We start from the raw sequence: 24892 nt of genomic DNA on the forward strand, positions 1-24892 counted from the left end.
CCGTAAAAGGGCCGTACCGCCCGTACCCTTGCAGTACCAGCAGGGCGTCAAATAGCGGGCGCCCGCAACTGAAGGATCCACAACATGCTGATCGCTCAGCGTCCCTCGTTGACCGAAGAGGTCGTCGACGAGTTCCGCTCCCGGTTCGTGATCGAGCCGCTGGAGCCGGGCTTCGGCTACACCCTCGGCAACTCCCTGCGTCGCACCCTCCTGTCGTCGATCCCCGGCGCTGCTGTCACCAGCATCCGCATCGACGGTGTCCTGCACGAGTTCACCACCGTGCCGGGCGTCAAGGAGGACGTCACCGACCTGATCCTCAACATCAAGCAGCTGGTCGTCTCCTCGGAGCACGACGAGCCGGTCGTGATGTACCTGCGCAAGCAGGGCCCGGGTCTGGTCACCGCCGCCGATATCGCGCCCCCGGCCGGTGTCGAGGTGCACAACCCCGACCTGGTCCTCGCCACGCTCAACGGCAAGGGCAAGCTGGAGATGGAGCTGACGGTCGAGCGTGGCCGCGGTTACGTCTCCGCCGTGCAGAACAAGCAGGTGGGCCAGGAGATCGGCCGTATCCCGGTCGACTCCATCTACTCGCCGGTGCTCAAGGTCACGTACAAGGTCGAGGCGACCCGTGTCGAGCAGCGCACCGACTTCGACAAGCTGATCGTCGACGTCGAGACGAAGCAGGCCATGCGGCCGCGTGACGCCATGGCGTCGGCCGGCAAGACCCTGGTCGAGCTGTTCGGTCTCGCCCGTGAGCTGAACATCGACGCCGAGGGCATCGACATGGGCCCGTCCCCGACGGACGCTGCCCTGGCCGCCGATCTGGCGCTGCCGATCGAGGAGCTGGAGCTCACGGTCCGCTCCTACAACTGCCTCAAGCGTGAGGGCATCCACTCCGTGGGTGAGCTCGTGGCGCGCTCCGAGGCCGACCTCCTGGACATCCGCAACTTCGGTGCGAAGTCCATCGACGAGGTCAAGGCGAAGCTGGCCGGCATGGGCTTGGCCCTCAAGGACAGCCCGCCCGGATTCGACCCGACCGCCGCCGCCGACGCCTTCGGTGCCGACGACGACGCGGACGCGGGCTTCGTGGAGACCGAGCAGTACTAAGAGCTCGGGCCGCGCGGTCCGTACTCGGGTGCGGGTGCGCTGTGCTTGATCGCGCAGTTCCCCGCGCCCCCTCCGGGACGCCCCTTCGGGGACGCCCCGGATCTCCGACGGGCGACCGCCCGCTCGGATACTGACTCCGGTACCTGATACGGCCGGGGCAGACACACAGGAGAAGAACCATGCCGAAGCCCACCAAGGGTGCCCGTCTGGGCGGCAGTGCCGCGCACGAGAAGCTGCTCCTCGCGAACCTCGCGAAGGCGCTTTTCGAGCACGGCCGCATCACCACCACCGAGGCGAAGGCGCGCAAGCTGCGTCCGTACGCCGAGCGTCTGGTCACCAAGGCGAAGAAGGGTGACCTTCACAACCGCCGTCAGGTGCTCCAGGTCATCACGGACAAGAGCATCGTGCACACGCTCTTCACCGAGATCGGCCCGCGGTACGAGAACCGTCCGGGTGGCTACACCCGTATCACCAAGATCGGTAACCGTCGTGGCGACAACGCGCCCATGGCTGTCATCGAGCTGGTCGAGGCGCTGACGGTCGCGCAGCAGGCGACGGGTGAGGCCGAGGCCGCCACCAAGCGTGCCGCCAAGGACGCCGAGGTCAAGGCCGAGGAGACCAAGGTCGAGGAGACCGAGGTCGTCGAGGACGCCAAGGCTGACGAGGCCGAGGAGTCGAAGGAGGCGTAAGGCCTTCCTTTGACTGCGGCGCCGTAGTGGTTGGTCGCGCAGTTCACCGCGCCCCTGAAGGGGCGCGTGAGCGGGTCCGTTCCTTTCAGGGACGGGCCCGCTTTTCTTGCCCTGAGAGGATTCTCCCGTGAGTGACGAAGTTCAGCCCGGCCACGTCCGTGTCCGTCTCGACCTGTCCTACGACGGCACCCACTTCCACGGGTGGGCCAAGCAGGCCGGGGGGAAGCGGACCGTGCAGGGGGAGATCGAGGAGGCGCTGCGGGTCGTCACTCGGTCACAGGAGACGACGTACGACCTGACCGTGGCCGGGCGGACGGATGCCGGGGTGCATGCGCGGGGGCAGGTGGCGCATGTCGATCTGCCGGCCGGGGTGTGGGAGGAGCAGCGCGAGAAGCTGCTGAAGCGGCTCGCGGGGCGGCTGCCGAAGGACGTGCGGGTGTGGGAGCTGGGTGAGGCGCCGACGGGGTTCAACGCGCGGTTCGCGGCGCTGTGGCGACGGTACGTGTACCGGGTCGGGGACCGGCCGGGGGGTGTGGATCCGCTGCTGCGCAATCACGTCCTGTGGCACGACTGGGAGTTGGATGTCGCCGTGATGGACGCGGCTGCCAAGTCACTGGTCGGGGAGCACGACTTCGCCGCGTACGCGAAGAAGCGGGAGGGGGCCTCGACGGTCCGGGAGATCCTCGACTTCGGGGTGCGCCGTACCGTGGATGGTGTCGTCGAGATCGAGGTCCGGGCCGATGCCTTCTGCCACAACCAGGTGCGGTCCATGGTGGGCGCGTTGCTGTTCGTCGGCGACGGGCACCGGGGTGTGGAGTGGCCGCGGAAGGTGCTGGACGCGCGGGTGCGTGACAGCGCCGTGCATGTCGTGCGGCCGCACGGGCTGACGCTGGAGGAGGTCGCGTACCCGGCGGACGACCGGCTTGCCGAGCGGCAGCGGGAGGCCCGCCGGGTACGCGGCGAGGTACATGTGGTCAGCCGGCCAGCACCTTCTTCACCGTCGGCTGGATGAAGGGCACCAGGGTCTTCGCGTAACCCGCCGTGATGTGGCTGGAATCGAAGTAGACGATCTGGCCGGAGATCACCGTCGGGCAGACGTTGTCCGCGCAGAACGCGGGCAGGGTGTCGATGATCACCGCGCCGTGGCGCGTGGCCACTTTCTCCTCCATGGTCCGGAAGTCGGGGAACTCGATGGCCGCGTCCTGGCCCGGATTGCAGGCGGAGATGTCGCCGGTGTGGGTGGCGAGGCAGTCCGGGACGTTCTTGCCGGGCTGTGGGGTGTCCGTCATGTAGATGAGGTGGGCGCCGGAGTCCTCCAGGGCCTGGAAGGTCTTCTCGGCACCGGCTTCGGTGGCCTCCTGGCGGACCCGGCTGGTGACGACAATGACATCCGGCTTGAGGTCCTTGAGCTGCTCGAACACCGATTCACGCCAGCTGTCGCACTCGGAGTACTCGCGGTTCAGCTCGGGGTTCTTGATGGCGTAGACCTCGGGGGAGCAGCCGCCCTTCGCCATGGTCACGACCTTGGCGTCGAGCTTCTTCCCGATCTCGTTGAACGCGTCCCCCCACTGCCAGGCGTGGGAGTCGCCGAGGACGGCGATCGACTTCTTCCCGGCCGGGTCCCCGATGACGCAGTTGTCACGCATGACGAACTTCTCGACGTCGGTGTTGTCGATGCAGCCGTAGTGGGTCCGGTCGTCGGGAGACTTCGGCAGGGCTGCCTGGGCGGCCGCGGTGAGTTTCTTCTGGAGCACGGAACTCTTCACCGACGCCGCGCCGCTGTAACCGATGGTGCTGGAGTCGACGGCCACGGCCGAGCCCGAGATGTTCAGCGGGAGGACGGTCATGGCGATGGCGGCGGCCCCGGCCGTGCCCGCGACCGCCGTGCCGCCGGCGAAGATCCCCTTCCAGGGGCGGGCCACCAGCTGGGCGTTGTTCCGGAACCGGAACTCGATCACGTGGTACATGGCGTAGGCCAGGATCAGCGAGAGCGAGGCGACGCGGAAGCGGTCCGAGTAGGAGAGGTCGTGGCCGGTGATGTCGGGCCAGAGGATGAGGATCGGCCAGTGCCAGAGGTACCAGCCGTAGCTGACGTTCGCGACGGAGTTGAGCACCGGGTTGTGCAGGAACCACTCCGCGCCGAAGCGGGGAGCCGCGCACCCGCCGGCGATGATCATGGCGGCGCCCAGTACCGGACCGGCCACCGCGTACCCCGGCAGGGGGGTCTCCGCCGAGATGAGGAGCGCGGTGCCGATCGCGGTGGCGAGCCCCAGCCAGGAGATCACCGCGGCGACCCCGCGATTCATCCGGGAGAGCAGCGGCGCACCGAGGGCGAGCATGATGCCGGAGGTGAGTTCCCAGATGCGGGTCTGGGTGCCGAAGTAGGCGAGCGGCTGGTTCGACTTGGTCTGCGTCACGGACAGGTACAGCGACCCGGCCATCACCGCCATGAGGAACACGCCCACCAGGACGCGGTTGCGGAACACCTTCCGGCTGAGCCAGACGGTGACGAACAGGGTGAGCGGGGCCGCCAGATAGAACTGTTCCTCGATGCCCAGCGACCAGAAGTGCTGGTACGGGGACTGGGTCCCGTCGTTGGCGAAGTAGTCGGTGCCCGTCTCGACCAGGCGCCAGTTCATGACGCTCAGCGAGGCGGCGAGGCCGTCCTCCATGGTCTGGCGGAACCTGAGCGGGCTGGCGTAGAGCCATGCCAGGGCAGCGGTGGCGAGGATGACGACGGACATGCCCGGGGCGAGGCGCCGGAAGCGGCGGGCCCAGAACTTGGTCAGGGAGACCTTGCCCGACTTGTCGATCTCGGCGAGCAGCTGGCCGCCGATGAGGAAGCCGCTGAGGACGAAGCTGACGTCCACGCCGCCGTGGATGTCGACTATGCCGCAGTGCATGGCGACGACCATCATGATGGCGACGGCGCGCAGGCCCTGGATGTCCGGCCGGTATTTGCGAAGACGTTCTTCGCTCGCGGCCGTTGAACGATGGCTGGTCACGGTTCTCCAGTAACTGTCCGGTCGGGCCGGTGAATTCAGTGGGCCGTCGGGCAGGCGGCAGCCGTACCGCTGACGCGCACCCCCTGGGCGGGAATGCGGATGCCGCAGGACAGCCGCAACTGGGCGGGCAGCTCGTTCTCGGCGCCGACGTGGGAGTGGCAGCCCACCACGGCCTCGCGAAGAATCGATTCGCTGCCGATGGAGGCGTCGTGGTCCACCACGGACTCATGGATCCGGGCGCCCTCGGCCACGGTGACGCGCTCGCCGACGATGGAGCGGTCGACGACCACGTGCGGGCCGATGACGGCGTACGGGCCGACGGTCGAGCCGCCTGTGACGCGGGCGGTCGGGTCGACGGTGGCCGTGGGGTGGACCTGGGCCTCGGCGGGCGGGCCCACCAGCGGCGAGGTCGCCCGGCCGGTGACCAGGTCGGCGGAGCCGTGCACGAAGGCCAGCGGAGTGCCGAGGTCACGCCAGTAGTCGTCGGTGGTGTGGCCGAAGACGCGGCCGCCCCGGGCGACGAGCTCCGGGAAGGTCTCCTGCTCGACCGAGACCTCGCGGTCGGCGGGGATGGCGTCCAGGACCGATCGGCGGAAGACGTAGCAACCGGCGTTGATCTGGTCGGTGACGCACTCCTCGGCCGTCTTCGGCTTCTCCAGGAAGGAGAGCACCCGGCCGCTCCCGTCGGTGGGGACGAGGCCGAAGGCGCGCGGATCGGCGACCCGGGTGAGGTGCAGGGTGACGTCCGCTTCCCGGGCCTCGTGCCGGTCCAGGACGGCGCGCAGGTCGACGCCGGAGAGGATGTCGCCGTTGAGGACGAGGACCGGGGCGTCGGACGGGCCGCGCAGCAGGCGGCCGGCGTTGCGGATGGCGCCGCCGGTGCCGAGCGGGACCCCCTCGACGGCGTAGGAGATCTCCAGGTCCCGGGAGAAACCCCGGAACTCGTCCTCGAAGAGGTCGGCGAGATACGAGGTGGCGAACACCAGGTGCTCGACCCCGGCCTCCATCAGCTTGGCCACCTGGTGGCGGATGAAGGAGGAGCCCGCGACGCCGAGAAGCGGCTTCGGGGTGTGGTTGGTCAGTGGGCGCAGGCGGGTTCCCTTGCCGCCCACCAGAATGATGGCTTCTTGCATGATTGCCTCGCTCGGTCAGCTAGCGGTGTCAGTCCCGGGGCCCGCGTAGTCGGAGGTGAAACAGGACTTGATCGCCTTCTCGGAGAGGGGGCGACCGGCGAAGTCGAGCCGGGAGGCAACCTTGTCGTCGGGCTTGTCGTTGGGGTTGTCGTCGAAGTAGATCGACCACCAGTAGACGCCGCTCATCTTCCGTTCCTGGACCACCCGGCAGACGGCGGTGTACCAGTTGGCCTGCACCCGGAGGTTGACGGCGCGCTTGGTGTAGAAGTTGCCGGGGGAGTGGTAGGCGCCGTTCATGGCGCCGATGCCGGCCTCGGCGATGGTGATCTTCGGCAGGGAGCCGGTGGCCTTCTTGTCCAGCCAGTCGTCCCAGCCGTTGACGAGGGTGTCCACCGAGGCGTCGTCGTCGACCTTGACGGGGAAGTACGCGTCGATGCCGAGGTGGCTGACGGGCATGGAGATCGGGCCGCTGACGTAGTTGTCCCAGTTCGCGTCGTACGCGACCTCGCCGGTGAACTCCTTCTCGGCCCTGTCCACGAGCGCGTTCCAGCGGTCGTCGCCCTCCATGGAGTTCAGCTCGGTGCCGATGACAAAGGTCGCCGCCTTCTCGCCCTGGGCCGCCTTCAGGTAGGGCGTCAGGAACTTCTCGTACGAGGCGAACCAGGCGTCACGGTCGGAGGGGGCGATGTTCCCGCGCCAGTTGCCGTCCGCGATGTCGAGCGACGTCTCGTCCATGAGCGGCCGTACGGTCGTGCGCAGTCCGGCCTCGTGGAAGATCGCCAGCACCCGGGCGAGCCGCTCGGGAGTGGGGGTCTTGCTACCGCCGGTGATCTTCGTCGACGACTTTTTCCCGGTGAAGAACGGGAAGGAGACGCTGACGGAGTTGGCGTGCAGGCCGACCAGGTAGTTCGCGTGGAGCCGGGCCTGCTTCTCCACGTATTCGAGGGAGTGCTCGGGGTTGTCCTCCCAGTAGAGCTGGGCGCCCCACTGCGGCATGCCCTTCTTCCACTCCTTGTCGACCTTGGCGATCTCGGTGTTCTCCGGAGAGGCCGCGGTGCCGGCGTCGGTGCCGGACCTGGTGCCGGCCGGGTGGGTGGGCTCGCTGCCGTCGAGCACCAGGTGGGGCATGAGGGAACCGGACGACCACTGCAGGGGGTGGTCGCCGATCACGAAGGGTGCCGCGACCACGAGGGAGACGACGGTGACGGGGAGCACGGCGAGCATGGGCAGGCGTGCGCGCTTCATGGGTGTGAGGTCTCTTCCGGGTCAGGCGGGCTTGGCGATGACGACGAACTTGTTCTCCTCACGGCGGAGGAACTTCCAGAGGCCCTTGATGCCCCCGATTCCTTCGATGAGGGAGAAGTAGGGCAGCAGCAGGAGGACCGCCATGGGCTCCCACCACCTGCGCCGGCCGCTGACCGAGGCGATCGCGTTGAGCCGCAGCCCTTCCCAGTACGCCCAGATCACATACGCGAAGCTGATCGACCACAGAATGACCACGGACTGGGTCACGGGCGAGGTGTTCATGTCGCCGATGAACCAGGCGACGAAGATGATCGTGCCGACGTGCTGAAGAGGTCCGAGGATCCAGCTCGTCACGCAGATGGTCAGGAACCAGCGGTAGCGCAGCGGGACCCTGCGGTTGAAACAGAGGGCGACCAGGCCCCAGGCCCAGCGCTCGCGCTGCTTGATGAAGTCCTTGGCGTTGGCCGGTGAGGCGCCGTAGCAGCGGCCGTTGAACCAGTCGCTGCGACCCGGGTAGAGGCGGCAGAAGGTCAGGGCGAGCCGGGCGTCCTCGACGATCTCCTTGGGGCCGAAGTCCCAGCCGATCTCGGCCTCGATGGAGGCACGGATGACGAGCAGCTCACCGTGCACACCGGCGGCCGGGGTGCCGAGGCCGGTGAAGGCCCGGAAGCGCGCGATGTCGTCGGCGGGGCGGATGGCGTCGGCGAACCAGGTGAGCGTGCTCACCGCGTTCTCGCGCGGGTAGGCCAAAATGCCCTGCGCCATGTGCTTGACCTCTTCGGGGGTCGCGCGGCGCTGGCGGTTGATGAACTGGGCGAGGGACGCCGAGGTGTCGGGGCCGACACCGGTGTCGTCGTCCATGTGCAGCACCCAGACGTGGTCGAGGGCCTCGCGCTCCTCGATGCGCAGCTCGTGGGCGTAGTTGTTGGCACGGGCCTTGAAGCGGGTGCCGTTCTCGGTCTCGTACGCCTTGGGCACGGTGACCACGCGGATCAGCGGGCTGACCGCGGCCAGCTCGTCGATCCGTTGGCCGGCCTCGCAGCCCTCCTCGGTGAGCACGTCCACGCGCATGTACGGGAACCACTCCGGGAGGTGCTCCACGTAGGAGAGGACGGAGCGCTCCAGGGCCGGGTAGGTGTCGTGCCGTCCGATGGTGGGGACGAGGACGATCAGGAAGTCCTGGTCCACCGGAGCCGGCGGGGTCATCAGATGCGCCTTGCGGAGCCGGCGGCGGATGAGGAAGAACCCCTGGACTGACACGAGTACACCGGGAACCGGAAGCGCCCAGCAGATGGTGATGAGCCACGCCAGCGGCGAGTGGCTGGGTGTGTACGACCACAGGCTGAACAGGGTCAGGAAGACCAGCGGGATCAGGAACGGCAGGATGCCCGGTTTCCAGGCAGCGGTGCGCTTCGCCAGTTTCGTGGTGTGCCGCGACTGCGGCGCACCACCGTCGACCGTTGTCGATGCCATGACGGCTGTGGAACTCCCCGTGAGATCGGTGGCGCGCGGAGGCATCGACGGACCTGGGCCGCGGCATGGCGGAGCACGCCACGACCGCTGTGCTGTTCCGGGATCGATCCCCCCGCGCCTTCTATAGGCGCCTCGGTCAGCCGCCTCTCAGATGCCCCCCCGGGCGCCCGAACCACTGACCGAACAGAACAGTGATCCTTGCATGTATGTGCGGTACATGGGAATGCGTGTGTGGGAATTGTGTTCAGAAGTTAACCTCAGTGACTCTTGTGCAGAGTTTCCCAGTCCACATCGGAAACGTGGACGGGACGTCCACCGGTAATCACTTTCGGTGAGCCGTAGGTCCGCTTCACGTCGGCCGTGGTGTTCTTCCCGCGGGGCGCGGCGAGATTGTCGTACGACAGCGCCTGGCCCCACACCGTCCACATGACCCACGGCGTCCGGGTGAGGGTCTCGGGCTGCGCCGCGTTCAGCGGGACGTAGAAGGACTCGGCGACGATGCGCGGCCTGCGGTACTCCTCCAGGCCCCGGTACCAGACCTCGGTCCAGGCCCCGCCGACCGGTGTGGCCGGGGTGTCGCTGTAGGCGTCCACGCCGACGACGTCGACATAGCGGCCGCCCGGGTAGTAGGCCCCGGGCCGCCGGCCGTAGGTGCCGTCCCAGGAACTCGGCGACCAGACGAAGATCAGGTTGTGCAGGCCGCGCCGGTGCACCAGGTGGTCGTGGGCCAGCCGCCACAGCTGCCGGAAGGCGGCGGGATCCTGCCCCGCCCACCAGAAGCCGTGGCCCGGCCGGGTGTTCATCTCGTGGTACGGGCGCAGCAGCACCGGCACCCCCTGGTCGGCGAGATAGCCGAGGTGGTCCGCGAGAAAGTCGAGATCGTGCAGCAGGGCCCGGTGCTCGGCGCTGCCCGCCGTGACCACCCGCCCGAACCAGCCGCTGTCCTGTGCGCCGGGAGAGTTGCGCAGCAGGGTCTGCGCGAACCCCTTGACCGCGCTGCCCGGGTAGGGCTGGTGGAAGGAGAAGCCGACCAGGCCCGCGGGGCCGCCGCCGTTGTGCGGCAGGGACACCTCGGTGCCGGAGGCGCACTCCTGGTGCGTGCCGGAGGGCCGGTAGGAGCCGTCGGCCGCCCGGGGCAGGCCCGACCACACGCCGACCGCGAGGTCCACGGCGTCCTCGGTGTACCCCCAGAAGCGCCGGCAGGCCGGCCAGGCCCGGGAGTAGGAACGTGCCGTGGCCACCGCCCAGCCGGGCTGTCCGTAACCGGGCCCGAGGTCGAGCTCCACGAAACCGGGCAGCCGTCCGGTGATGTCCCGGGCCTTGCGGTAGTAGTAGCCCGGCTGCTTGGTGCCCCGGTAGTCGCCGTACCCCGCGTTGTAGCGCTCGTTCTGCAGCTCCACGTGCTGCCCGATGACGGTACGGGTCGCACGGCCACGGCGGGCGTCGTTCTCCAGGCCGGCCAGCAGCGCGTAGACCCGGCGGGCCGCGGGTGTCGCCTCGGGGTCGCGGTCCCGCAGGTCGGTGGGGGCGAGCCGCGGGACCCGCGCACCGTCCGCGTCGTCCCGCCAGGCCTGCCACAGAGCCAGCGGCCCCAGCAGCCCGGCGGCGGCACCCGCTCCGATGAGCCCGACCCGTCCCCGCATGCGCATGACCCTCGCCCGCCCCCGTTCCCTCCCCGACCGAACCCGAGGCCATTGTGCAGCCGGTCAGGGCCCGGGCGGGCTCGACGGTGAGCCGGGCGACGGTCGCCTTGATCACCGGTCGGGCCCGGGAGCTCTCACGCGCTCCGGGGATACGTCACTGGTTCGCGGCCGCGGAGGCCTGGGCCTCGCCCCGCCTGCGGATCTGCCGGAAGGTGAACTCGGCCAGGTCGTCACCGGTCTGGAAGACCTTGGTGTCCTTGGTGGTGACGTCCTTGCCGTTGAGGAAGCCGGCGGTGGTGAAGTAGGCGTACCGGCCGTAGGAGTTGGTCGTCGTACGGCAGACGCCGGAGGCGCAGAAGGCCTTCGCCCCGGAGCCGGCCAGCGCGGTGACGAAGCCCTTCTTGTCTGCCTCGGTCTTGGCCTTGGCCGCCTGCGCCTCGGTGTCGAAGACGGCCACGCCGACCGTGACCGCGACGCCGTCCTTGAAGTAGGTGACGCGCAGCAGCCGGGTGCAGTCGTTCTTGGTGAGGATGCTCGGGAGCGTGCCCTTGGCGGCCGTGGCGCACTTCTTGGTGTCGGCCGTGGCGCCCTTCTTGTACACCGTCTCGCCCATGGTCAGCTGGGTGCCCGGGAAGAGGGTCTCGGCGCCGAGCGGCGCCGTGTCCTTCTTCGCGCTGGATATGAATTCCTCGGGATCCAGCGGCGGCGGCGCGCTGGTCGGCGCGAAGGACGGCGTCGAGTCCGCCGACTCGCTCGGCAGCGAGGCGCTCGCGGGCAGGTTGCTGGGTGTGCCGGAGGCGTTGTTGTCGCCGTTCGCGGACACCACGGCCATGGCGACGGCGGTGCCGATCGCCAGTGTGGCGACCACGCCACCACCGATGAACAGCACTCTGCGCCGCTTGTTGCGCGTCTCCGAGGCCTCGGCGAGCGCGGCCCAGTCCGGAGTCTGGTCGGCGCCGCCGCTCCAGGGCTGCTGTGACTGCGGTTTCCAGGGATCCCACTGGGACTGGGGTCCCCCCTGCCCATAGCTCATGGGGCGCATCTTAGACGGGGGTCGAGGGGTACCGGTGCGACAGTACGAAGGGTGATAGTGGACCTTTGGGGCACGGTGGAGCATCCCGCCGCCGTCGCGCGCCTCCGATGTCTGCGCGAGCTCGTTTTGACCCGTCCGGGGGCGCCCCGGTACGCTGACTCTTCGTTGTGTATTGGCTTGCTCATTCTCACGGGACGGGCCCTTACACCGGTCCACCGGGCCGATGACCAGCAACCCCACGTACGCGGTATGCGTCGCCGCAGTGGCTCAGGCTGTCGTGATCGTTTCGGTGACCTGTTCAGGACCATTCACTCGAAGCGAAGGCTACGAACCGTGCGTACGTACAGCCCCAAGCCCGGCGATGTGACGCGCCAGTGGCACGTCATCGACGCTCAGGACATTGTCCTGGGTCGTCTCGCCACCACCGCCGCGTCCCTTCTGCGGGGCAAGCACAAGCCGATCTACGCCCCTCACGTCGACACCGGTGACTTCGTCATCATCGTCAACGCCGACAAGGTGCACCTGTCCGGCAACAAGCGGACCCAGAAGATGGCGTACCGCCACTCCGGCTACCCGGGTGGTCTGCGCTCCGTCCGCTACGACGAGCTGCTGGACAAGAACCCCGAGAAGGCCATCGAGAAGGCCGTCAAGGGCATGCTCCCCAAGAACACCCTGGGCCGTCAGATGCTCTCCAAGCTGAAGGTCTACCGAGGCGAGAACCACCCGCACGCTGCGCAGCAGCCGGTTCCGTTCGAGATCACCCAGGTCGCGCAGTAAGTCCGGCCACCCCCTAAGACTGAAGAGAATCTGAGGAGCATCGTGGCCGAGACCACTGCCGAGCAGCCGCTCGAAGAGATCGACATCGACAGCTACACCACGGAGACGGACGTCCCCGTCGAGGGCGAGTACACCTCCGAGTCCCTCGCCTCCCGCTTCGGCGACCCGCAGCCGGCCGCCGGCCTGGGCCGTCGCAAGAACGCCATCGCCCGCGTCCGGATCGTCCCGGGCACCGGCAAGTGGAAGATCAACGGTCGCACCCTTGAGGACTACTTCCCCAACAAGGTGCACCAGCAGGAAGTCAACGAGCCCTTCAAGGTGCTGGAGCTCGAGGGCCGCTACGACGTCGTCGCCCGCATCGCCGGTGGCGGTGTCTCCGGTCAGGCCGGTGCGCTCCGTCTCGGTGTCGCCCGCGCGCTGAACGAGGCCGACGTCGACAACAACCGCGGCCCGCTCAAGAAGGCCGGCTTCCTCAAGCGCGACGACCGTGCGGTCGAGCGCAAGAAGGCCGGTCTGAAGAAGGCCCGCAAGGCTCCGCAGTACAGCAAGCGTTAATCGCCCGCTGCCTGCTCGTACGCTCGTACGGGCCTGGCCCGCACATCCGGGTTCTGGCTCGACGCGTACTCCGAACGCCCCGGCGGCACGCCACATGTGCCGCCGGGGCGTTCGTTTATCCCGGTCAAGGGCGTATAACGACACAAGACGCTCAAAGGCTGGTGTGATCGCATGACTAAGCGCCTGCCATCATTTCCTGGCAGCAAGGACGCTTCTTCAGGAGGACAAGTGGGACGACTCTTCGGCACGGACGGCGTGCGCGGCGTCGCCAACGCGGACCTGACCGCCGAGATGGCGCTCGGGCTGTCGGTCGCGGCGGCACACGTGCTGGCCGAGGTGGGCACGTTCGAGGGCCACCGGCCGAAGGCGGTCGTCGGACGGGATCCACGCGCGTCCGGGGAGTTCCTGGAGGCGGCCGTGGTCGCGGGCCTGGCCAGCGCCGGCGTGGACGTGCTGAAGGGCGGTGTCCTGCCGACGCCCGCCGTGGCCCACCTCACCGGCGCACTCGGCGCCGACCTCGGTGTCATGCTCTCCGCCAGCCACAACGCCATGCCCGACAACGGCATCAAGTTCTTCGCCCGCGGCGGCCACAAGCTCGCCGACGAGCTGGAGGACCGGATCGAGGCGGTCTACGAGTCCCACCGGCACGGCGAGCCCTGGGAGCGGCCCACCGGCTCCGGCGTCGGCCGGGTACGGCCCTACGACGAGGGCTCCGAGCAGTACATCGCCCACCTCCTGTCGGTCCTCCCGAACCGGCTGGACGGGCTGAAGATCGTCCTGGACGAGGCGCACGGCGCGGCCGCGGGGGTCTCGCCGGAGGCGTTCCGCCGGGCCGGCGCGGAGATCGTCACGATCGGCGCGGAGCCGGACGGGCTCAACATCAACGACGGCTGCGGCTCCACGCACCTCGGCAAGCTGAAGGCCGCGGTCGTCGAGCACGGGGCCGCGTTCGGTATCGCCCACGACGGCGACGCGGACCGGTGCCTCGCCGTCGACCACACCGGCGAGGAGATCGACGGCGACCAGATCCTGGCGGTGCTGGCGCTGGCCATGCGGGAACGGGGCGCGCTGCGCGCCGACACCGTCGTCGCCACCGTCATGTCCAACCTCGGCTTCAAGCTGGCGCTGGAGCGGGAGGGACTGCACCTCGTCCAGACCGCGGTCGGCGACCGGTACGTCCTGGAGGAGATGAAGGAGCACGGATACGCCCTCGGCGGCGAGCAGTCCGGGCACGTCATCATCCTCGACCACGCGACGACCGGTGACGGCACGCTGACCGGGCTGCTGCTGGCGGCGCGGGTCGCGCAGACCGGGCGGTCGCTGCGGGAGCTGGCGGGCGTGATGGAGCGGCTGCCGCAGGTGCTGATCAACGTGCCGGACGTCGACAAGTCCCGGGTGAAGACCTCCGGGGACCTGGCGGCGGCGGTCGCGGAGGCGGAGCGGGACCTGGGCGAGACGGGACGCGTGCTGCTGCGCCCTTCGGGCACCGAGCCGCTGGTACGGGTGATGGTGGAGGCCGCGGACATCGAGCAGGCGCGGTCGGTGGCGGGGCGGTTGGCCGACGCCGTCAAGTCGGCGCTGGGGTAGGTTGCTTCGCCGGGTTCGGGGTGCCGGGGAGGGCGCGTTGCGGGCTGCGGGTTCGTCGTGGCCGATCGCGCCCACGCGGCGGAGCCGCACATGTCACCGCCCCGCGCCCCTGAAGGGGCGCTGTGCCTCAGGTCGCTTTCTTCCACAGCCATTTCTGGCTCAGCAGTGTCACCGTCCCGGCCAGGACGATGCCCAACAGGTTCAGCAGCAGTTGCTCCGTCGAACCCCAGGCCTGGCGGTACTCGGTGAAGGCGAAGGCCACTGCCGCGTTCGCCGCTGCCGGGACCGTTGTCACCGAGATCGCCACGCCCACCAGGGCGCCCGACTTCGCCGAGGTCAGGGAGAGTATGCCGGCGATGCCGGCCAGTACCGCCACCACGAACGAGAACGCGTCGGGGCGGTAGATGAAGTTGGTGTTCGGGCGCTCCGCCTCCAACTGCACCTTGGTGAAGAGGCCCAGGCCGTCCATGAGGTAGGTGAAGCCGACGGTCACCAGCATCGCCACGGCGAAGCCGACGAGCAGCGCGGTCAGGGAACGCAGGGCCAGACGGGGGTGGCGCTGCACCAGCGCCGTGCAGATACCGGCCAGCGGGCCGAACTCCGGTCCCACCGCCATCGCCCCCACGATCAGGATCGCGTTGTCCAGGACGACACCGCAGGCCGCGATCATCGTGGCCAGGGTGATGAAGGCGACGTAGCTGATCGACAGCGTCGACTCCTCGTGGGTCGCCTCCGTCAGCCCCTCCCACAGCACCGCGTCCGCGCCCTCGCCCGGTGCCTCCTCCGCCGCCTTGTCGGCTCTGCGGGACAGGCTCAGGTCGATGTTCTCGACGGCGATCGACCCGGTGTCGTCCAGCCCCAACGCCCGCAGCTCGCCGATGAGTTCGTCACCGGCCTCACGGGCCACGTCGCACATCACGACGTCCCCGGCGGGGTTGCGGGCGGCGCCCGGCACGACCACGAGGTGGGTCGTGCCGACCGTTGTCTCGATCAGCCGGACCACGTCGTCGGTGCGGTCCGCCGGGGTGATCAGGCGCAGATGCAGCATGACGCCTTTTTAACAGGCGCTCCCGGCGGGCGGGGCGTCAGAGCTTGCGCAGCCGCAGTCGCTGCACCTTGTGGTCCGGGCCCTTGCGGACGACCAGGGTGGCGCGGCCGCGGGTGGGGGCGATGTTCTCGACCAGGTTGGGCTTGTTGATGGTGCGCCACAGACCGCGGGCGTAGTCGACCGCCTCCTCCTCGGACACCTGGGTGTACTTCCGGAAGTACGAGTCCGGGTTCTGGAAGGCGGTCGCGCGCAGCTTGCGGAAGCGGTTGAGATACCAGCGTTCGATGTCCTCGGCGCTCGCGTCGACGTACACGCTGAAGTCGAAGTAGTCGGCGAGGCCGACCCGGGTGCGGCCGTCCTTGCCGGGGAGGGCGGGCTGGAGGACGTTGAGCCCTTCGACGATCAGGATGTCCGGGCGCCGGACGGTGAGCCTGCGGTCCGGGACGATGTCGTAGATGAGGTGGGAGTAGACGGGGGCGGTGACCTCGTCCTTGCCGGCCTTGATGTCGGCGACGAAGCGGGTCAGGGCCCGGCGGTCGTACGACTCGGGGAAGCCCTTGCGGGCCATCAGACCGCGGGCTTCGAGCTCCTCGGTGGGCAGCAGGAAGCCGTCGGTCGTCACCAGCTCGACGCGCGGGTGCTCGGGCCAGCGGGACAGCAGGGCCTGCAGGAGCCGGGCGACGGTCGACTTCCCGACGGCCACCGAGCCCGCCACGCCTATGACGAACGGGGTGCCGGACTGGGAGCCCTGCTCGCCGAGGAAGGTGTTCAGGGCGCCTCTGAGCCGGTCGGTGGCACCGACGTACAGATTGAGCAGCCGGGACAGCGGGAGGTAGACGTCCCGTACCTCGTCGAGGTCGATGACGTCGCCGAGGCCACGCAGCTTCTCGACCTCCTCGGCGGTGAGCGGCAACGGCGTCTTGTCGCGCAGCGCGCTCCACTCGGAACGGGTGAGGTCGACATAGGGAGTCGCCTCCGGCCTGTGCCGGTGGGCGCTCCGGGGCATCGGGGAGACCGGAGAGATCACATTCCATTGTTAACGGAGTTTGAACGGGGTGGGGGGTGGGGTCGGTCACGTGAGGAGGGGTGGATGGTGTCGGTGGCGTGCGGTTGGCCGGATGCGAACCCCGGTGTAATTTCCGATTTCGGGCACGCTGAGCCGTGTTCGGGTGGGGAGCGGCGCTTAGGCTGCCGCTCATGTGCGGAATCGTGGGATACGTGGGGGCGCAGTCGGCGCTCGATGTGGTGGTCGCCGGGCTGAAGCGGCTGGAGTACCGCGGGTACGACTCCGCGGGCGTCGCCGTGCTCGCCGACGGCGGGCTGGCCTCGGCGAAGAAGGCCGGGAAGCTGGTCAACCTGGAGAAGGAGCTGACGGAGCGGCCGCTGCCGGCCGGTGCCACCGGGATCGGGCACACCCGCTGGGCCACGCACGGCGGGCCGACGGACGCCAACGCGCATCCGCATCTCGACAACGCGGGCCGGGTCGCCGTCGTCCACAACGGGATCATCGAGAACTTCGCCGCGCTGCGCGCCGAGTTGGCGGAGCGCGGGCATGACCTCGCCTCCGAGACGGACACCGAGGTGGTCGCGCACCTGCTGGCGGAGGAGTTCTCCGTGACCGCCGATCTCGCGGAGGCGATGCGGCTGGTGTGCCGTCGTCTGGAGGGCGCGTTCACGCTGGTCGCGGTGCACGCCGACGACCCGGACGTGGTGGTGGGGGCGCGCCGGAACTCCCCGCTGGTGGTGGGCGTCGGAGAGGGCGAGGCCTTTCTCGCCTCGGACGTCGCCGCGTTCATCGCCCACACGCGGGCGGCGATCGAGCTGGGCCAGGACCAGGTGGTGGAGCTGCGCCGGAACGGCGTGACGGTGACGGGCTTCGACGGCGCCCCGGCGGACGTCCGCTCGTACCACGTCGACTGGGACGCGTCGGCAGCCGAAAAGGGGGGTTATGACTACTTCATGCTCAAGGAGATCGCCGAGCAGCCCAAGGCGGTCGCCGATACGCTCCTGGGCCGCATCGACGCGAACGGCTCGCTGACCCTGGACGAGGTCCGGATCGGCGCCGCCGAGCTGCGCGAGGTGGACAAGGTCGTCATCGTCGCCTGCGGCACGGCCTTCCACGCCGGCCTGATCGCCAAGTACGCCATCGAGCACTGGACCCGCATCCCCTGCGAGGTGGAGCTGGCCAGCGAGTTCCGGTACCGGGACCCGATCCTGGACTCACGGAGCCTGGTGATCGCCATCTCCCAGTCCGGCGAGACCATGGACACCCTGATGGCCCTGCGGCACGCGCGGGAACAGGGCTCCAAGGTGCTGGCGATCTGCAACACCAACGGCTCGACGATCCCGCGCGAGTCGGACGCGGTGCTGTACACCCACGCCGGTCCGGAGGTGGCGGTCGCCTCGACCAAGGCGTTCCTCACCCAGCTGGTGGCCTGCTACCTGGTCGCCCTCTACCTCGGCCAGGTACGGGGCACCAAGTGGGGCGACGAGGTCAGCGCCGTGATCCGGGACCTCTCGCACATCTCCGGCGAGGTCGAGCGGGTCCTGGAGACCATGGAGCCGGTCCGGGCGCTCGCACGCTCCCTCGCCGACAAGAAGACGGTGCTCTTCCTGGGCCGGCACGTCGGCTACCCGGTCGCCCTCGAAGGCGCCCTGAAGCTCAAGGAACTGGCGTACATGCACGCCGAGGGCTTCGCGGCGGGCGAGCTGAAGCACGGCCCGATCGCGCTGATCGAGGAGGACCTGCCGGTGGTGGTCGTCGTGCCGTCGCCGCGCGGCCGGTCCGTCCTGTACGACAAGATCGTCTCCAACATCCAGGAGATCCGGGCCCGGGGCGCGCGCACCATCGTGATCGCGGAGGAGGGGGACGAGGCGGTGGTCCCCTACGCCGACCACCTGATCCGCATCCCGGCCACCCCCACCCTGCTCCAGCCCCTCGTCTCCACGGTCCCTCTCCAGGTGTTCGCCTGCGAACTGGCCACGGCCCGCGGCAACGAGGTCGACCAGCCCCGCAACCTGGCGAAGTCGGTGACGGTGGAGTGAGGCGGGGCGGCCGGGCGGGCCTGCGGCAGCCGGGCGGATCGTAGAGTGCCCGGGTGAGCATCATCGGGGTAGGCATCGACGTCGCCGAGATCGACCGGTTCCGGGAGTCCTTGGAGCGGACTCCCGGGCTGGCCGGTCGGCTGTTCGTGGAGCGGGAGTTGCTGCTGCCGAGCGGGGAACGGCGCGGTATCGCCTCGCTCGCGGCCCGGTTCGCGGCCAAGGAGGCGCTGGCCAAGGCGCTGGGCGCACCGCCAGGGCTGCTCTGGACGGACGCGGAGGTGGTCGTGGAGGACAGCGGGCGGCCGCTCCTGCATGTGAAGGGGAGCGTGGCCGCGTGTGCGGCGGAACTCGGCGTGCGGTCCTGGCATGTGTCGCTCAGCCATGACGCCGGGGTGGCGTCGGCGGTGGTGATCGCGGAGGGGTGACCCGGGCGGGGCGGGCGGATGCGCGCCCCGGCGGTTCCGGGGGAGACTCGGGGGATGCGGACTGCTTACAGCGTGGAGACGGTACGGGCGGCCGAGCGGGAGTTGATGGCGCGGCTGCCGGAAGGGGCGCTGATGCAGCGGGCGGCCGCGGGGCTGGCCGCCGCCTGCGCCGAGTTGCTCGGACGGGTGTACGGCAGCCGGGTGGTGCTGCTGGTCGGCAGCGGCGACAACGGCGGCGACGCGCTGTACGCCGGGGCGCGGCTGGCGCGGCGAGGGGCGGGGGTCACGGCCGTGCTGCTCGCGCCGGAGCGCACTCACGCGGGTGGCCTCGTGGCGCTGCGCCGGGCCGGCGGCAGGGCCGTACTCGCGGGTGCCGCCGAGGAGTTGATCCTGCGGTCCGATCTCGTCGTGGACGGGATCGTGGGGATCGGCGGGACGGGCGGGCTGCGGCCCGAGGCGGCCGCGCTGGTCGCCGTGGTGGAACGGTCGCGGGCCGCCGTCGTCGCCGTGGACCTGCCCAGCGGGGTGGAGGCGGACAGCGGTGAGGTGCGGGGAGCGGCCGTACGGGCGGACCTGACCGTCACCTTCGGGACGCACAAGCCGGGGCTGCTGATCGATCCGGCGCGGGAGTACGCCGGTTCGGTGCGGCTGGTCGACATCGGGCTCGAACTGCCCGAGGAGGCCGAGCTGGAGGCGCTGCAGGACGTGGACGTGGCGCGGCTGCTGCCGATGCCGGGGGCGGAGAGCGACAAGTACCGGCGGGGGGTGGTGGGGATCGCGGCCGGCTCGGCCCGTTATCCCGGGGCCGCGGTGCTCGCCGTCGCGGGGGCGTTGGGGGGCGGGGCCGGGGCCGTACGGTACGTCGGGCCCGCCGCGGACGAGGTGCTGGCGCGCTTTCCCGAGACGCTGGTGTCGGAGGGAGGGCCGCGCAAGGCCGGGCGGGTGCAGGCGTGGGTGGCCGGGCCGGGAATCGGGGACCGTGCCGAGGTCGTCGCCGAGGTGCTGGAGGCGGACGTGCCGGTGCTGATCGACGCGGACGGGCTGCGGCTCGCCGACCGGGACGCGGTGCGGGCTCGTACGGCGCCGACGCTGATGACGCCGCACGCCGGGGAGGCGGCGGCGCTGTTGGGGGTACGGCGGGAGGAGGTCGAGGCCGGCCGGCTCGCGGCGGTGCGGGAACTGGCGGCGGCGTATCGGGCGACGGTGCTGCTGAAGGGGGCGACGACGCTGGTGGCGGCGGCGGGGGGAGGGGCGGCCGTGCGGGTGAACGCGACGGGGACGCCGTGGCTGGCCACCGCGGGGAGTGGGGATGTGCTGTCGGGGCTGGCGGGGTCGCTGCTCGCGTCCGGTCTTGACGGGCGGGACGCGGGGAGCGTGGCGGCGTATCTGCACGGGCTCGCGGGGCGGTTCGCGGCGGAGGGGGCGCCGACGGTCGCCCTTGCGGTGGCTGCGGAGTTGCCGTCGGCCTGGCGGGGGGTTTACTCACCCGCTCACCCGACTCGGTAGGAGAGAACCGCACCGACACGGAGCTCCGCCCCGGTCCCGCCAGGTGGGTGGGCCGGGTGCGGGTGAGTGGGGGCTGAGCGCGCAGTTCCCCGCGCCCCTGACGGGGCGTAGTTGCCCGCGCCCGTGACGGGGCGCAGTGCGGTCGCAATTCGTCCCCCGTACCGCCGGAGGCCCCTGCATCCCCCGGGTGACGTCCCCGCGCGGCTCCCCGGAATCCTGACCCCTGCGGGGTTGTCTGATCGCATGATTAGTGGACGAATCGTGCGTTGTTGGGGCGGTTCTGTGCGTGGGGTCGCGGGGGCCCTCGTCGCCTCCGTGGTCGTTCTCTGCCTCGGGGCCGGGAGTGCCCTCGCGGACACCGCCCCCAAACCCCCCACCGCCGTCGCCGAGTCGGAGCTGGTGCCGGGGGTCCCGCCCGGGCCCGGGCAGCCCTGGCAGGTCGACACCCCCGACCAGATGCTGGCGCCGAAGGTGTACACGCCGAGCGCCGAGGAGGACGCCGTCGAGCCCAAGGCGGCGCCGCCGGGGGCGTACGACCTCGTCGAGTACGTACCGCTCAGCGACGCCGTCGCCAAGGTGAGCTGCTCCAAGCTGACCGGGCCGTACCAGCGGCAGATCGAGCAGTGGCTGAAGCTGAAGGTGGACGGGAAGCAGTCCGTGTCCGACTGCAAGGCCGTCCAGAAGTTCCAGAAGACGTACAAGATCAAGCCGGCCATCGGGTTCGCGGGACCCGTGACCTGGTACCAGATGATGCTGCTCTCGGCGAAGAAGAACCCGAACGCCAAGAAGAACTGCCCCGTGAAGTCGTACCGGGTCGCCTGTGTCGATCTCAACCGGCAGGTCACCTGGGTGCAGAAGGGCGGCAAGGTGGTCTTCGGGCCGGTGCAGATGCGCAGCGGACGGAAGGGCCACGCGACCCGGGCCGGGTGGCACACCGTCTACTGGCGGCACAAGAACCACTGGTCGACCCTGTACAACTCGCCCATGCCGTACGCCCAGTTCTTCGACGGCGGTGAGGCCTTCCACGCCGTCTACGGCTCCATCTACACCACCGTCGGTTCCTGGGGCTGCGTGAACCTGAAGCTCGGCGACGCGAAGAAGCTGTGGGGCGTGCTGAAGAAGGGCGACAAGGTGTATGTGTGGGGGCACCGGACGGGCACCTGACCCGGTGCCCGGCGGGGTACCCGAGGGTGACCGGAGCCCGTACCGGGGCCTGTGCCGGAGGGTCGTCGGAGGCCTCTGAGACACTGGGGGCGCGATGAGTGAGACAGCGACTGCACCGACCGCGCCCCTGCGCGCCCGCGCCGAGATCGACCTGGCCGCCCTGCGGGCCAACGTGCGGACCCTGCGCGCCCTCGCGCCGGGCGCGGCCCTGATGGCCGTGGTGAAGTCCGACGCGTACGGCCACGGGGCCGTCCGGTGTGCCCGCGAGGCCGTGGCGGCGGGCGCGGGCTGGCTCGGTACGGCCACCCCCGAGGAGGCCCTGGCGCTGCGCGCGGACCCCGGGCTGCCCGCGGACGTGCGGATCATGTGCTGGCTGTGGACCCCCGGCGGGCCGTGGCGGGAGGCCGTCGAGGCCGACCTCGACGTGTCGGTGAGCGGGATGTGGGCGCTGCGGGAGGTCGTCGCGGCCGCCCGCGCCGCCGGCCGCCCCGCGCGCGTGCAGCTCAAGGCCGACACGGGGCTCGGGCGCAACGGCTGCCAGCCCGGTGACTGGCCCGAGCTGGTCGCCGAGGCGGTGCGCGCGCAGACGGCGGGGCTGGTCCGGATCACGGGGCTCTGGTCGCACTTCGCCTGCGCCGACGAGCCCGGCCATCCCTCCATCGCCGCCCAGCTCACCCTCTTCCGCGAGATGCTCGCCCACGCCGAGGAGCAGGGCGTGCGCCCCGAGGTGCGGCACATCGCCAACTCGCCGGCCACCCTCACCCTCCCCGAGTCCCACTTCGACCTGGTCCGCACGGGCATCGCCCTCTACGGCATCTCGCCCAGCCCCGAGCTGGGCAGCGCGGCCGACCTCGGGCTGCGCCCGGTGATGACCCTCTCCGCCTCCCTCGCCCTGGTGAAGCACGTCCCGGGCGGGCACGGTGTCAGCTACGGGCACCACTACGTCACGCCCGGCGAGACCACCCTCGGGCTGGTCCCCGTCGGCTACGCGGACGGCATCCCGCGCCATGCCTCCGGCACCGGGCCGGTGCTGGTCGGCGGCAAGTGGCGGACGGTCGCCGGGCGCGTCGCCATGGACCAGTTCGTCGTGGACCTCGGCGGCGACGAACCCGAAGTCGGCTCCGAGGCCGTGCTGTTCGGTCCGGGCGACCGGGGGGAGCCCACCGCCGAGGACTGGGCCCAGGCCGCGGGCACGATCGCCTACGAAATCGTCACCCGCATCGGAACCCGGGTTCCCCGCGTCTATGTGAACGGGGAACCGAGTGGGCAAGAACCAGGGGACGGGGACTGACCTCCGGGGTTCGGCGACGGCAGAACCCGGTTACACCTGTAACAGCAGCAACAGAGGGAAAACTCACCTCATCAGCGTCACCCGTATCACCTAACGAGCGAACTGCAGTACGGCGAAGAGGAGCGGTACGTGAGCGAGAGCAGTGCGGAGGCCGTAGCGGACGCCGCGGCGGCCGTCGCTTCCGCCACGGGGGCGGACGGGAGTTGGCTCAAGGTCACCGGTATCGCCGGGGCCGCCATAGGAGTGCTCGCCGCCGGGGCGGCCGCGGGGGTCGCCGTCGAGCGGATGACCGTCGGCCGCGGGATGCGCCGCAAGGCCCGGCTGGCCCTGGACTCGGCGGGACCGTACGGCACCCTGCGCGGCACGCCCGGCAAGGCGACCTCCGACGACGGCACCGAGCTGTACTACGAGGTGGACGAGGTGGAGCCCGACCTCGGCCCGGCCGTCTCCCCGCGCCGCCGCCGGCTCTTCGGCCGCAAGGCGCCCGCCCCCGTCACCGTCGTCTTCAGCCACGGCTACTGCCTCAACCAGGACTCCTGGCACTTCCAGCGGGCGGCCCTGCGCGGGGTCGTCCGCACCGTGCACTGGGACCAGCGCAGCCACGGCCGCTCCGGGCGGGGCGTCGCCCAGCACGAGAGCGGCATCGCGCTCACCATCGACCAGCTGGGCCGGGACCTGAAGGCCGTCCTCGACGCGGCCGTGCCCGAGGGGCGGATCGTGCTGGTCGGGCACTCGATGGGCGGCATGACGGTGATGGCGCTCGCCGCGCAGTACCCCGAGCTGATCCGTGAGCGGGTCGTCGCCACCGCCTTCGTCGGTACGTCCTCCGGACGGCTCGGCGAGGTCAACTTCGGGCTGCCGGTCGCCGGCGTCAACGCGGTGCGCCGGGTGCTGCCCGGTGTGCTGAAGGCGCTGGGCACCCAGGCCGCGCTGGTGGAGAAGGGGCGGCGGGCCACCGCCGACCTGTTCGCCGGGATCATCAAGCGGTACTCGTTCGCGTCCCGGGACGTCGACCCGGCCGTCGAGCGGTTCGCCGAGCGGATGATCGAGTCCACCCCGATCGACGTGGTCGCCGAGTTCTACCCGGCCTTCACCGACCACGACAAGACCGCTGCCCTCGCCTACTTCCAGGACCTGCCGGTGCTGGTGCTGGCCGGGGTGCGGGATCTCGTCACCCCCAGCGAGCACAGCGAGGTCATCGCCGATCTGCTGCCCGACGCCGAACTGGTGCTGGTCCCGGACGCCGGGCACCTGGTCATGCTGGAACACCCGGAAGTGGTCACCGACCGCCTCGCCGACCTGCTCACCCGCGCGGGTGCCGTGCCGGCAGGGGCTACGGTAAGTGGCTATGGAAGCACCAGCAGCACGGCACAGCCAGGCTGACGGCCTGGCCGGGGCCGAGGCCGGCAACGGCACGGAGTTGATCGTTAACTCTCCCGGGCAGATGGGGGAGCTGGGGCGCCGACTGGCCAAGTTGGTGCGCGCCGGTGACCTCGTGATGCTCAGCGGGGAACTCGGCGCCGGCAAGACGACGCTGACCCGCGGGCTGGGCGAGGGGCTCGGTGTGCGCGGGGCCGTCACCTCCCCGACCTTCGTGATCGCCCGCGTCCATCCGTCCCTCGGCGACGGGCCGCCGCTCGTCCACGTCGACGCGTACCGCCTGGGCGGCGGGCTCGACGAGATGGAGGACCTGGACCTCGACGTCTCGCTGCCCGAGTCGGTGATCGTGGTGGAGTGGGGCGAGGGCAAGGTCGAGGAGCTGACCGAGGACCGGCTCGCCGTACGGATCCACCGGGCCGTGGGGGACACCACGGACGAGGTGCGGCACGTGACCCTGACGGGGCTCGGGGAGCGGTGGGCCGGGGTGGATCTGGGGGTGCTGTCCGCCTGAGCGGCGAGCGGCGCCGTGTCCGTCGTTGTGGTGGGTGCGGGCCGGGGGCCGCGTGAACATTCCGACGAGGCGTCGGCAAGATATTGCATTTCGTGACTCGGGCGTGGTCACATGGTGTCCAGCCCGTGGTTAGGTGTACCTAACTTCGTCCGCCCCCGCAGCTCAGGAGGCGTCCATGCCCGCGTCCCAGTCCACGGAGCGGCGGCCGTTCGCGGTCGCCGGAGTTTCCATGCGCGAGCTTCTGGCGTCCTGTGCGGCGGCTGACGCGGTGTCTC

Annotated in this window: 21 protein-coding genes; 13 read left to right on the forward strand and 8 right to left on the reverse strand. The window is 70.3% G+C overall.

What is annotated here, in order from left to right:
• Nucleotides 1-84 precede the first annotated feature (84 nt).
• The 3 genes from ACWGJB_RS07510 to truA all read left to right on the forward strand — a co-directional run bounded on the left by ACWGJB_RS07510 (nucleotide 85) and on the right by truA (nucleotide 2808).
• On the forward strand, nucleotides 85-1107 hold the full coding sequence (locus tag ACWGJB_RS07510; RefSeq protein WP_003966937.1) for a DNA-directed RNA polymerase subunit alpha: 1023 nt from the start codon (nucleotides 85-87) through the stop codon (nucleotides 1105-1107).
• 179 nt (nucleotides 1108-1286) lie between these two features.
• Nucleotides 1287-1796: a 50S ribosomal protein L17 gene (gene rplQ, locus ACWGJB_RS07515; protein ID WP_453379271.1), complete on the forward strand. Its 510-nt coding sequence runs from the start codon at nucleotides 1287-1289 to the stop codon at nucleotides 1794-1796.
• Between the two features lie 127 nt (nucleotides 1797-1923).
• Nucleotides 1924-2808: a tRNA pseudouridine(38-40) synthase TruA gene (gene truA, locus ACWGJB_RS07520; protein ID WP_453379272.1), complete on the forward strand. Its 885-nt coding sequence runs from the start codon at nucleotides 1924-1926 to the stop codon at nucleotides 2806-2808.
• On the opposite strand, the gene ACWGJB_RS07525 is transcribed toward truA, so the two are convergent.
• From ACWGJB_RS07525 to ACWGJB_RS07550, 6 genes are all read right to left on the reverse strand, one after another.
• Nucleotides 2771-4801: an acyltransferase family protein gene (locus ACWGJB_RS07525; protein ID WP_453379273.1), complete on the reverse strand. Its 2031-nt coding sequence runs from the start codon at nucleotides 4799-4801 to the stop codon at nucleotides 2771-2773. The genes truA and ACWGJB_RS07525 overlap by 38 nt on opposite strands.
• A gap of 35 nt (nucleotides 4802-4836) precedes the next feature.
• On the reverse strand, nucleotides 4837-5934 hold the full coding sequence (locus tag ACWGJB_RS07530; protein WP_453379274.1) for a sugar phosphate nucleotidyltransferase: 1098 nt from the start codon (nucleotides 5932-5934) through the stop codon (nucleotides 4837-4839).
• A gap of 15 nt (nucleotides 5935-5949) precedes the next feature.
• Nucleotides 5950-7179: a glycoside hydrolase family 113 gene (locus ACWGJB_RS07535; RefSeq protein ID WP_453379275.1), complete on the reverse strand. Its 1230-nt coding sequence runs from the start codon at nucleotides 7177-7179 to the stop codon at nucleotides 5950-5952.
• A 21-nt stretch (nucleotides 7180-7200) separates the two neighbouring features.
• A complete protein-coding gene (locus tag ACWGJB_RS07540; RefSeq protein ID WP_453379276.1) occupies nucleotides 7201-8652 on the reverse strand; it encodes a glycosyltransferase family 2 protein in 1452 nt (483 codons plus the stop codon).
• Between the two features lie 257 nt (nucleotides 8653-8909).
• Nucleotides 8910-10295 (reverse strand): glycoside hydrolase family 26 protein, encoded by a 1386-nt coding sequence (locus ACWGJB_RS07545; protein WP_453379277.1) that lies wholly within the window; start codon nucleotides 10293-10295, stop codon nucleotides 8910-8912.
• A gap of 154 nt (nucleotides 10296-10449) precedes the next feature.
• Nucleotides 10450-11328 carry a hypothetical protein gene (locus ACWGJB_RS07550; protein ID WP_453379278.1) on the reverse strand — a complete coding sequence of 293 codons (879 nt, stop codon included), beginning with the start codon at nucleotides 11326-11328 and terminating at the stop codon, nucleotides 10450-10452.
• Between the two features lie 333 nt (nucleotides 11329-11661).
• Between ACWGJB_RS07550 and rplM the strand changes: the two genes are divergently transcribed.
• The 3 genes from rplM (at nucleotide 11662) to glmM (ending at nucleotide 14247) form a co-directional block, all read left to right on the forward strand.
• Nucleotides 11662-12105 (forward strand): 50S ribosomal protein L13, encoded by a 444-nt coding sequence (gene rplM / locus ACWGJB_RS07555; RefSeq protein ID WP_352223065.1) that lies wholly within the window; start codon nucleotides 11662-11664, stop codon nucleotides 12103-12105.
• Nucleotides 12106-12147: 42 nt separating this feature from the next.
• Nucleotides 12148-12660, forward strand: a complete 513-nt coding sequence (gene rpsI / locus ACWGJB_RS07560; protein WP_351318187.1) for a 30S ribosomal protein S9 — start codon at nucleotides 12148-12150, stop codon at nucleotides 12658-12660.
• Between the two features lie 228 nt (nucleotides 12661-12888).
• On the forward strand, nucleotides 12889-14247 hold the full coding sequence (gene glmM, locus ACWGJB_RS07565) for a phosphoglucosamine mutase (RefSeq protein ID WP_453379279.1): 1359 nt from the start codon (nucleotides 12889-12891) through the stop codon (nucleotides 14245-14247).
• 127 nt (nucleotides 14248-14374) lie between these two features.
• Here glmM and ACWGJB_RS07570 read toward each other — a convergent pair whose 3' ends face one another.
• On the reverse strand, nucleotides 14375-15295 hold the full coding sequence (locus ACWGJB_RS07570) for a DUF389 domain-containing protein (RefSeq protein WP_453379280.1): 921 nt from the start codon (nucleotides 15293-15295) through the stop codon (nucleotides 14375-14377).
• A gap of 37 nt (nucleotides 15296-15332) precedes the next feature.
• The gene (gene coaA / locus ACWGJB_RS07575; protein ID WP_453379281.1) at nucleotides 15333-16301 is read right to left on the reverse strand and encodes a type I pantothenate kinase; all 969 of its coding nucleotides are present in this window, start codon (nucleotides 16299-16301) and stop codon (nucleotides 15333-15335) included.
• A 191-nt stretch (nucleotides 16302-16492) separates the two neighbouring features.
• Here coaA and glmS point away from each other — a divergent pair, with 191 nt between their 5' ends.
• From glmS to tsaE, 7 genes are all read left to right on the forward strand, one after another.
• On the forward strand, nucleotides 16493-18340 hold the full coding sequence (gene glmS, locus ACWGJB_RS07580; RefSeq protein ID WP_453379282.1) for a glutamine--fructose-6-phosphate transaminase (isomerizing): 1848 nt from the start codon (nucleotides 16493-16495) through the stop codon (nucleotides 18338-18340).
• 53 nt (nucleotides 18341-18393) lie between these two features.
• A complete protein-coding gene (locus ACWGJB_RS07585; protein ID WP_351742222.1) occupies nucleotides 18394-18765 on the forward strand; it encodes a holo-ACP synthase in 372 nt (123 codons plus the stop codon).
• A 54-nt stretch (nucleotides 18766-18819) separates the two neighbouring features.
• The gene (locus tag ACWGJB_RS07590; RefSeq protein ID WP_453379283.1) at nucleotides 18820-20271 is read left to right on the forward strand and encodes an NAD(P)H-hydrate dehydratase; all 1452 of its coding nucleotides are present in this window, start codon (nucleotides 18820-18822) and stop codon (nucleotides 20269-20271) included.
• A 243-nt stretch (nucleotides 20272-20514) separates the two neighbouring features.
• A complete protein-coding gene (locus tag ACWGJB_RS07595; protein ID WP_453379284.1) occupies nucleotides 20515-21435 on the forward strand; it encodes a L,D-transpeptidase family protein in 921 nt (306 codons plus the stop codon).
• A 94-nt stretch (nucleotides 21436-21529) separates the two neighbouring features.
• Nucleotides 21530-22726, forward strand: a complete 1197-nt coding sequence (gene alr / locus ACWGJB_RS07600) for an alanine racemase (RefSeq protein WP_453379285.1) — start codon at nucleotides 21530-21532, stop codon at nucleotides 22724-22726.
• A gap of 129 nt (nucleotides 22727-22855) precedes the next feature.
• Entirely contained in the window at nucleotides 22856-24109 is a 1254-nt protein-coding gene (locus tag ACWGJB_RS07605; protein ID WP_453379286.1) for an alpha/beta fold hydrolase, read from the forward strand.
• Entirely contained in the window at nucleotides 24075-24617 is a 543-nt protein-coding gene (gene tsaE / locus ACWGJB_RS07610; protein WP_453379287.1) for a tRNA (adenosine(37)-N6)-threonylcarbamoyltransferase complex ATPase subunit type 1 TsaE, read from the forward strand. Before ACWGJB_RS07605 ends, tsaE begins: the two co-directional genes overlap by 35 nt.
• Nucleotides 24618-24892: the final 275 nt, after the last annotated feature.

The organism is Streptomyces sp. NPDC054813, from assembly GCF_053611365.1.

Coding starts and splice junctions, on each gene's coding strand:
- ACWGJB_RS07540 (WP_453379276.1), bottom strand. CDS start 8,652: ATGGCATCGACAACGGTCGACGGTGGTGCGCCGCAGTCGCGGCACACC.
- ACWGJB_RS07590 (WP_453379283.1), top strand. CDS start 18,820: ATGCGGACTGCTTACAGCGTGGAGACGGTACGGGCGGCCGAGCGGGAG.
- ACWGJB_RS07570 (WP_453379280.1), bottom strand. CDS start 15,295: ATGCTGCATCTGCGCCTGATCACCCCGGCGGACCGCACCGACGACGTG.
- ACWGJB_RS07510 (WP_003966937.1), top strand. CDS start 85: ATGCTGATCGCTCAGCGTCCCTCGTTGACCGAAGAGGTCGTCGACGAG.
- ACWGJB_RS07550 (WP_453379278.1), bottom strand. CDS start 11,328: ATGAGCTATGGGCAGGGGGGACCCCAGTCCCAGTGGGATCCCTGGAAA.
- ACWGJB_RS07595 (WP_453379284.1), top strand. CDS start 20,515: ATGATTAGTGGACGAATCGTGCGTTGTTGGGGCGGTTCTGTGCGTGGG.
- alr (WP_453379285.1), top strand. CDS start 21,530: ATGAGTGAGACAGCGACTGCACCGACCGCGCCCCTGCGCGCCCGCGCC.
- ACWGJB_RS07545 (WP_453379277.1), bottom strand. CDS start 10,295: ATGCGGGGACGGGTCGGGCTCATCGGAGCGGGTGCCGCCGCCGGGCTG.
- rplQ (WP_453379271.1), top strand. CDS start 1,287: ATGCCGAAGCCCACCAAGGGTGCCCGTCTGGGCGGCAGTGCCGCGCAC.
- coaA (WP_453379281.1), bottom strand. CDS start 16,301: ATGCCCCGGAGCGCCCACCGGCACAGGCCGGAGGCGACTCCCTATGTC.
- tsaE (WP_453379287.1), top strand. CDS start 24,075: ATGGAAGCACCAGCAGCACGGCACAGCCAGGCTGACGGCCTGGCCGGG.
- ACWGJB_RS07530 (WP_453379274.1), bottom strand. CDS start 5,934: ATGCAAGAAGCCATCATTCTGGTGGGCGGCAAGGGAACCCGCCTGCGC.
- ACWGJB_RS07535 (WP_453379275.1), bottom strand. CDS start 7,179: ATGAAGCGCGCACGCCTGCCCATGCTCGCCGTGCTCCCCGTCACCGTC.
- glmS (WP_453379282.1), top strand. CDS start 16,493: ATGTGCGGAATCGTGGGATACGTGGGGGCGCAGTCGGCGCTCGATGTG.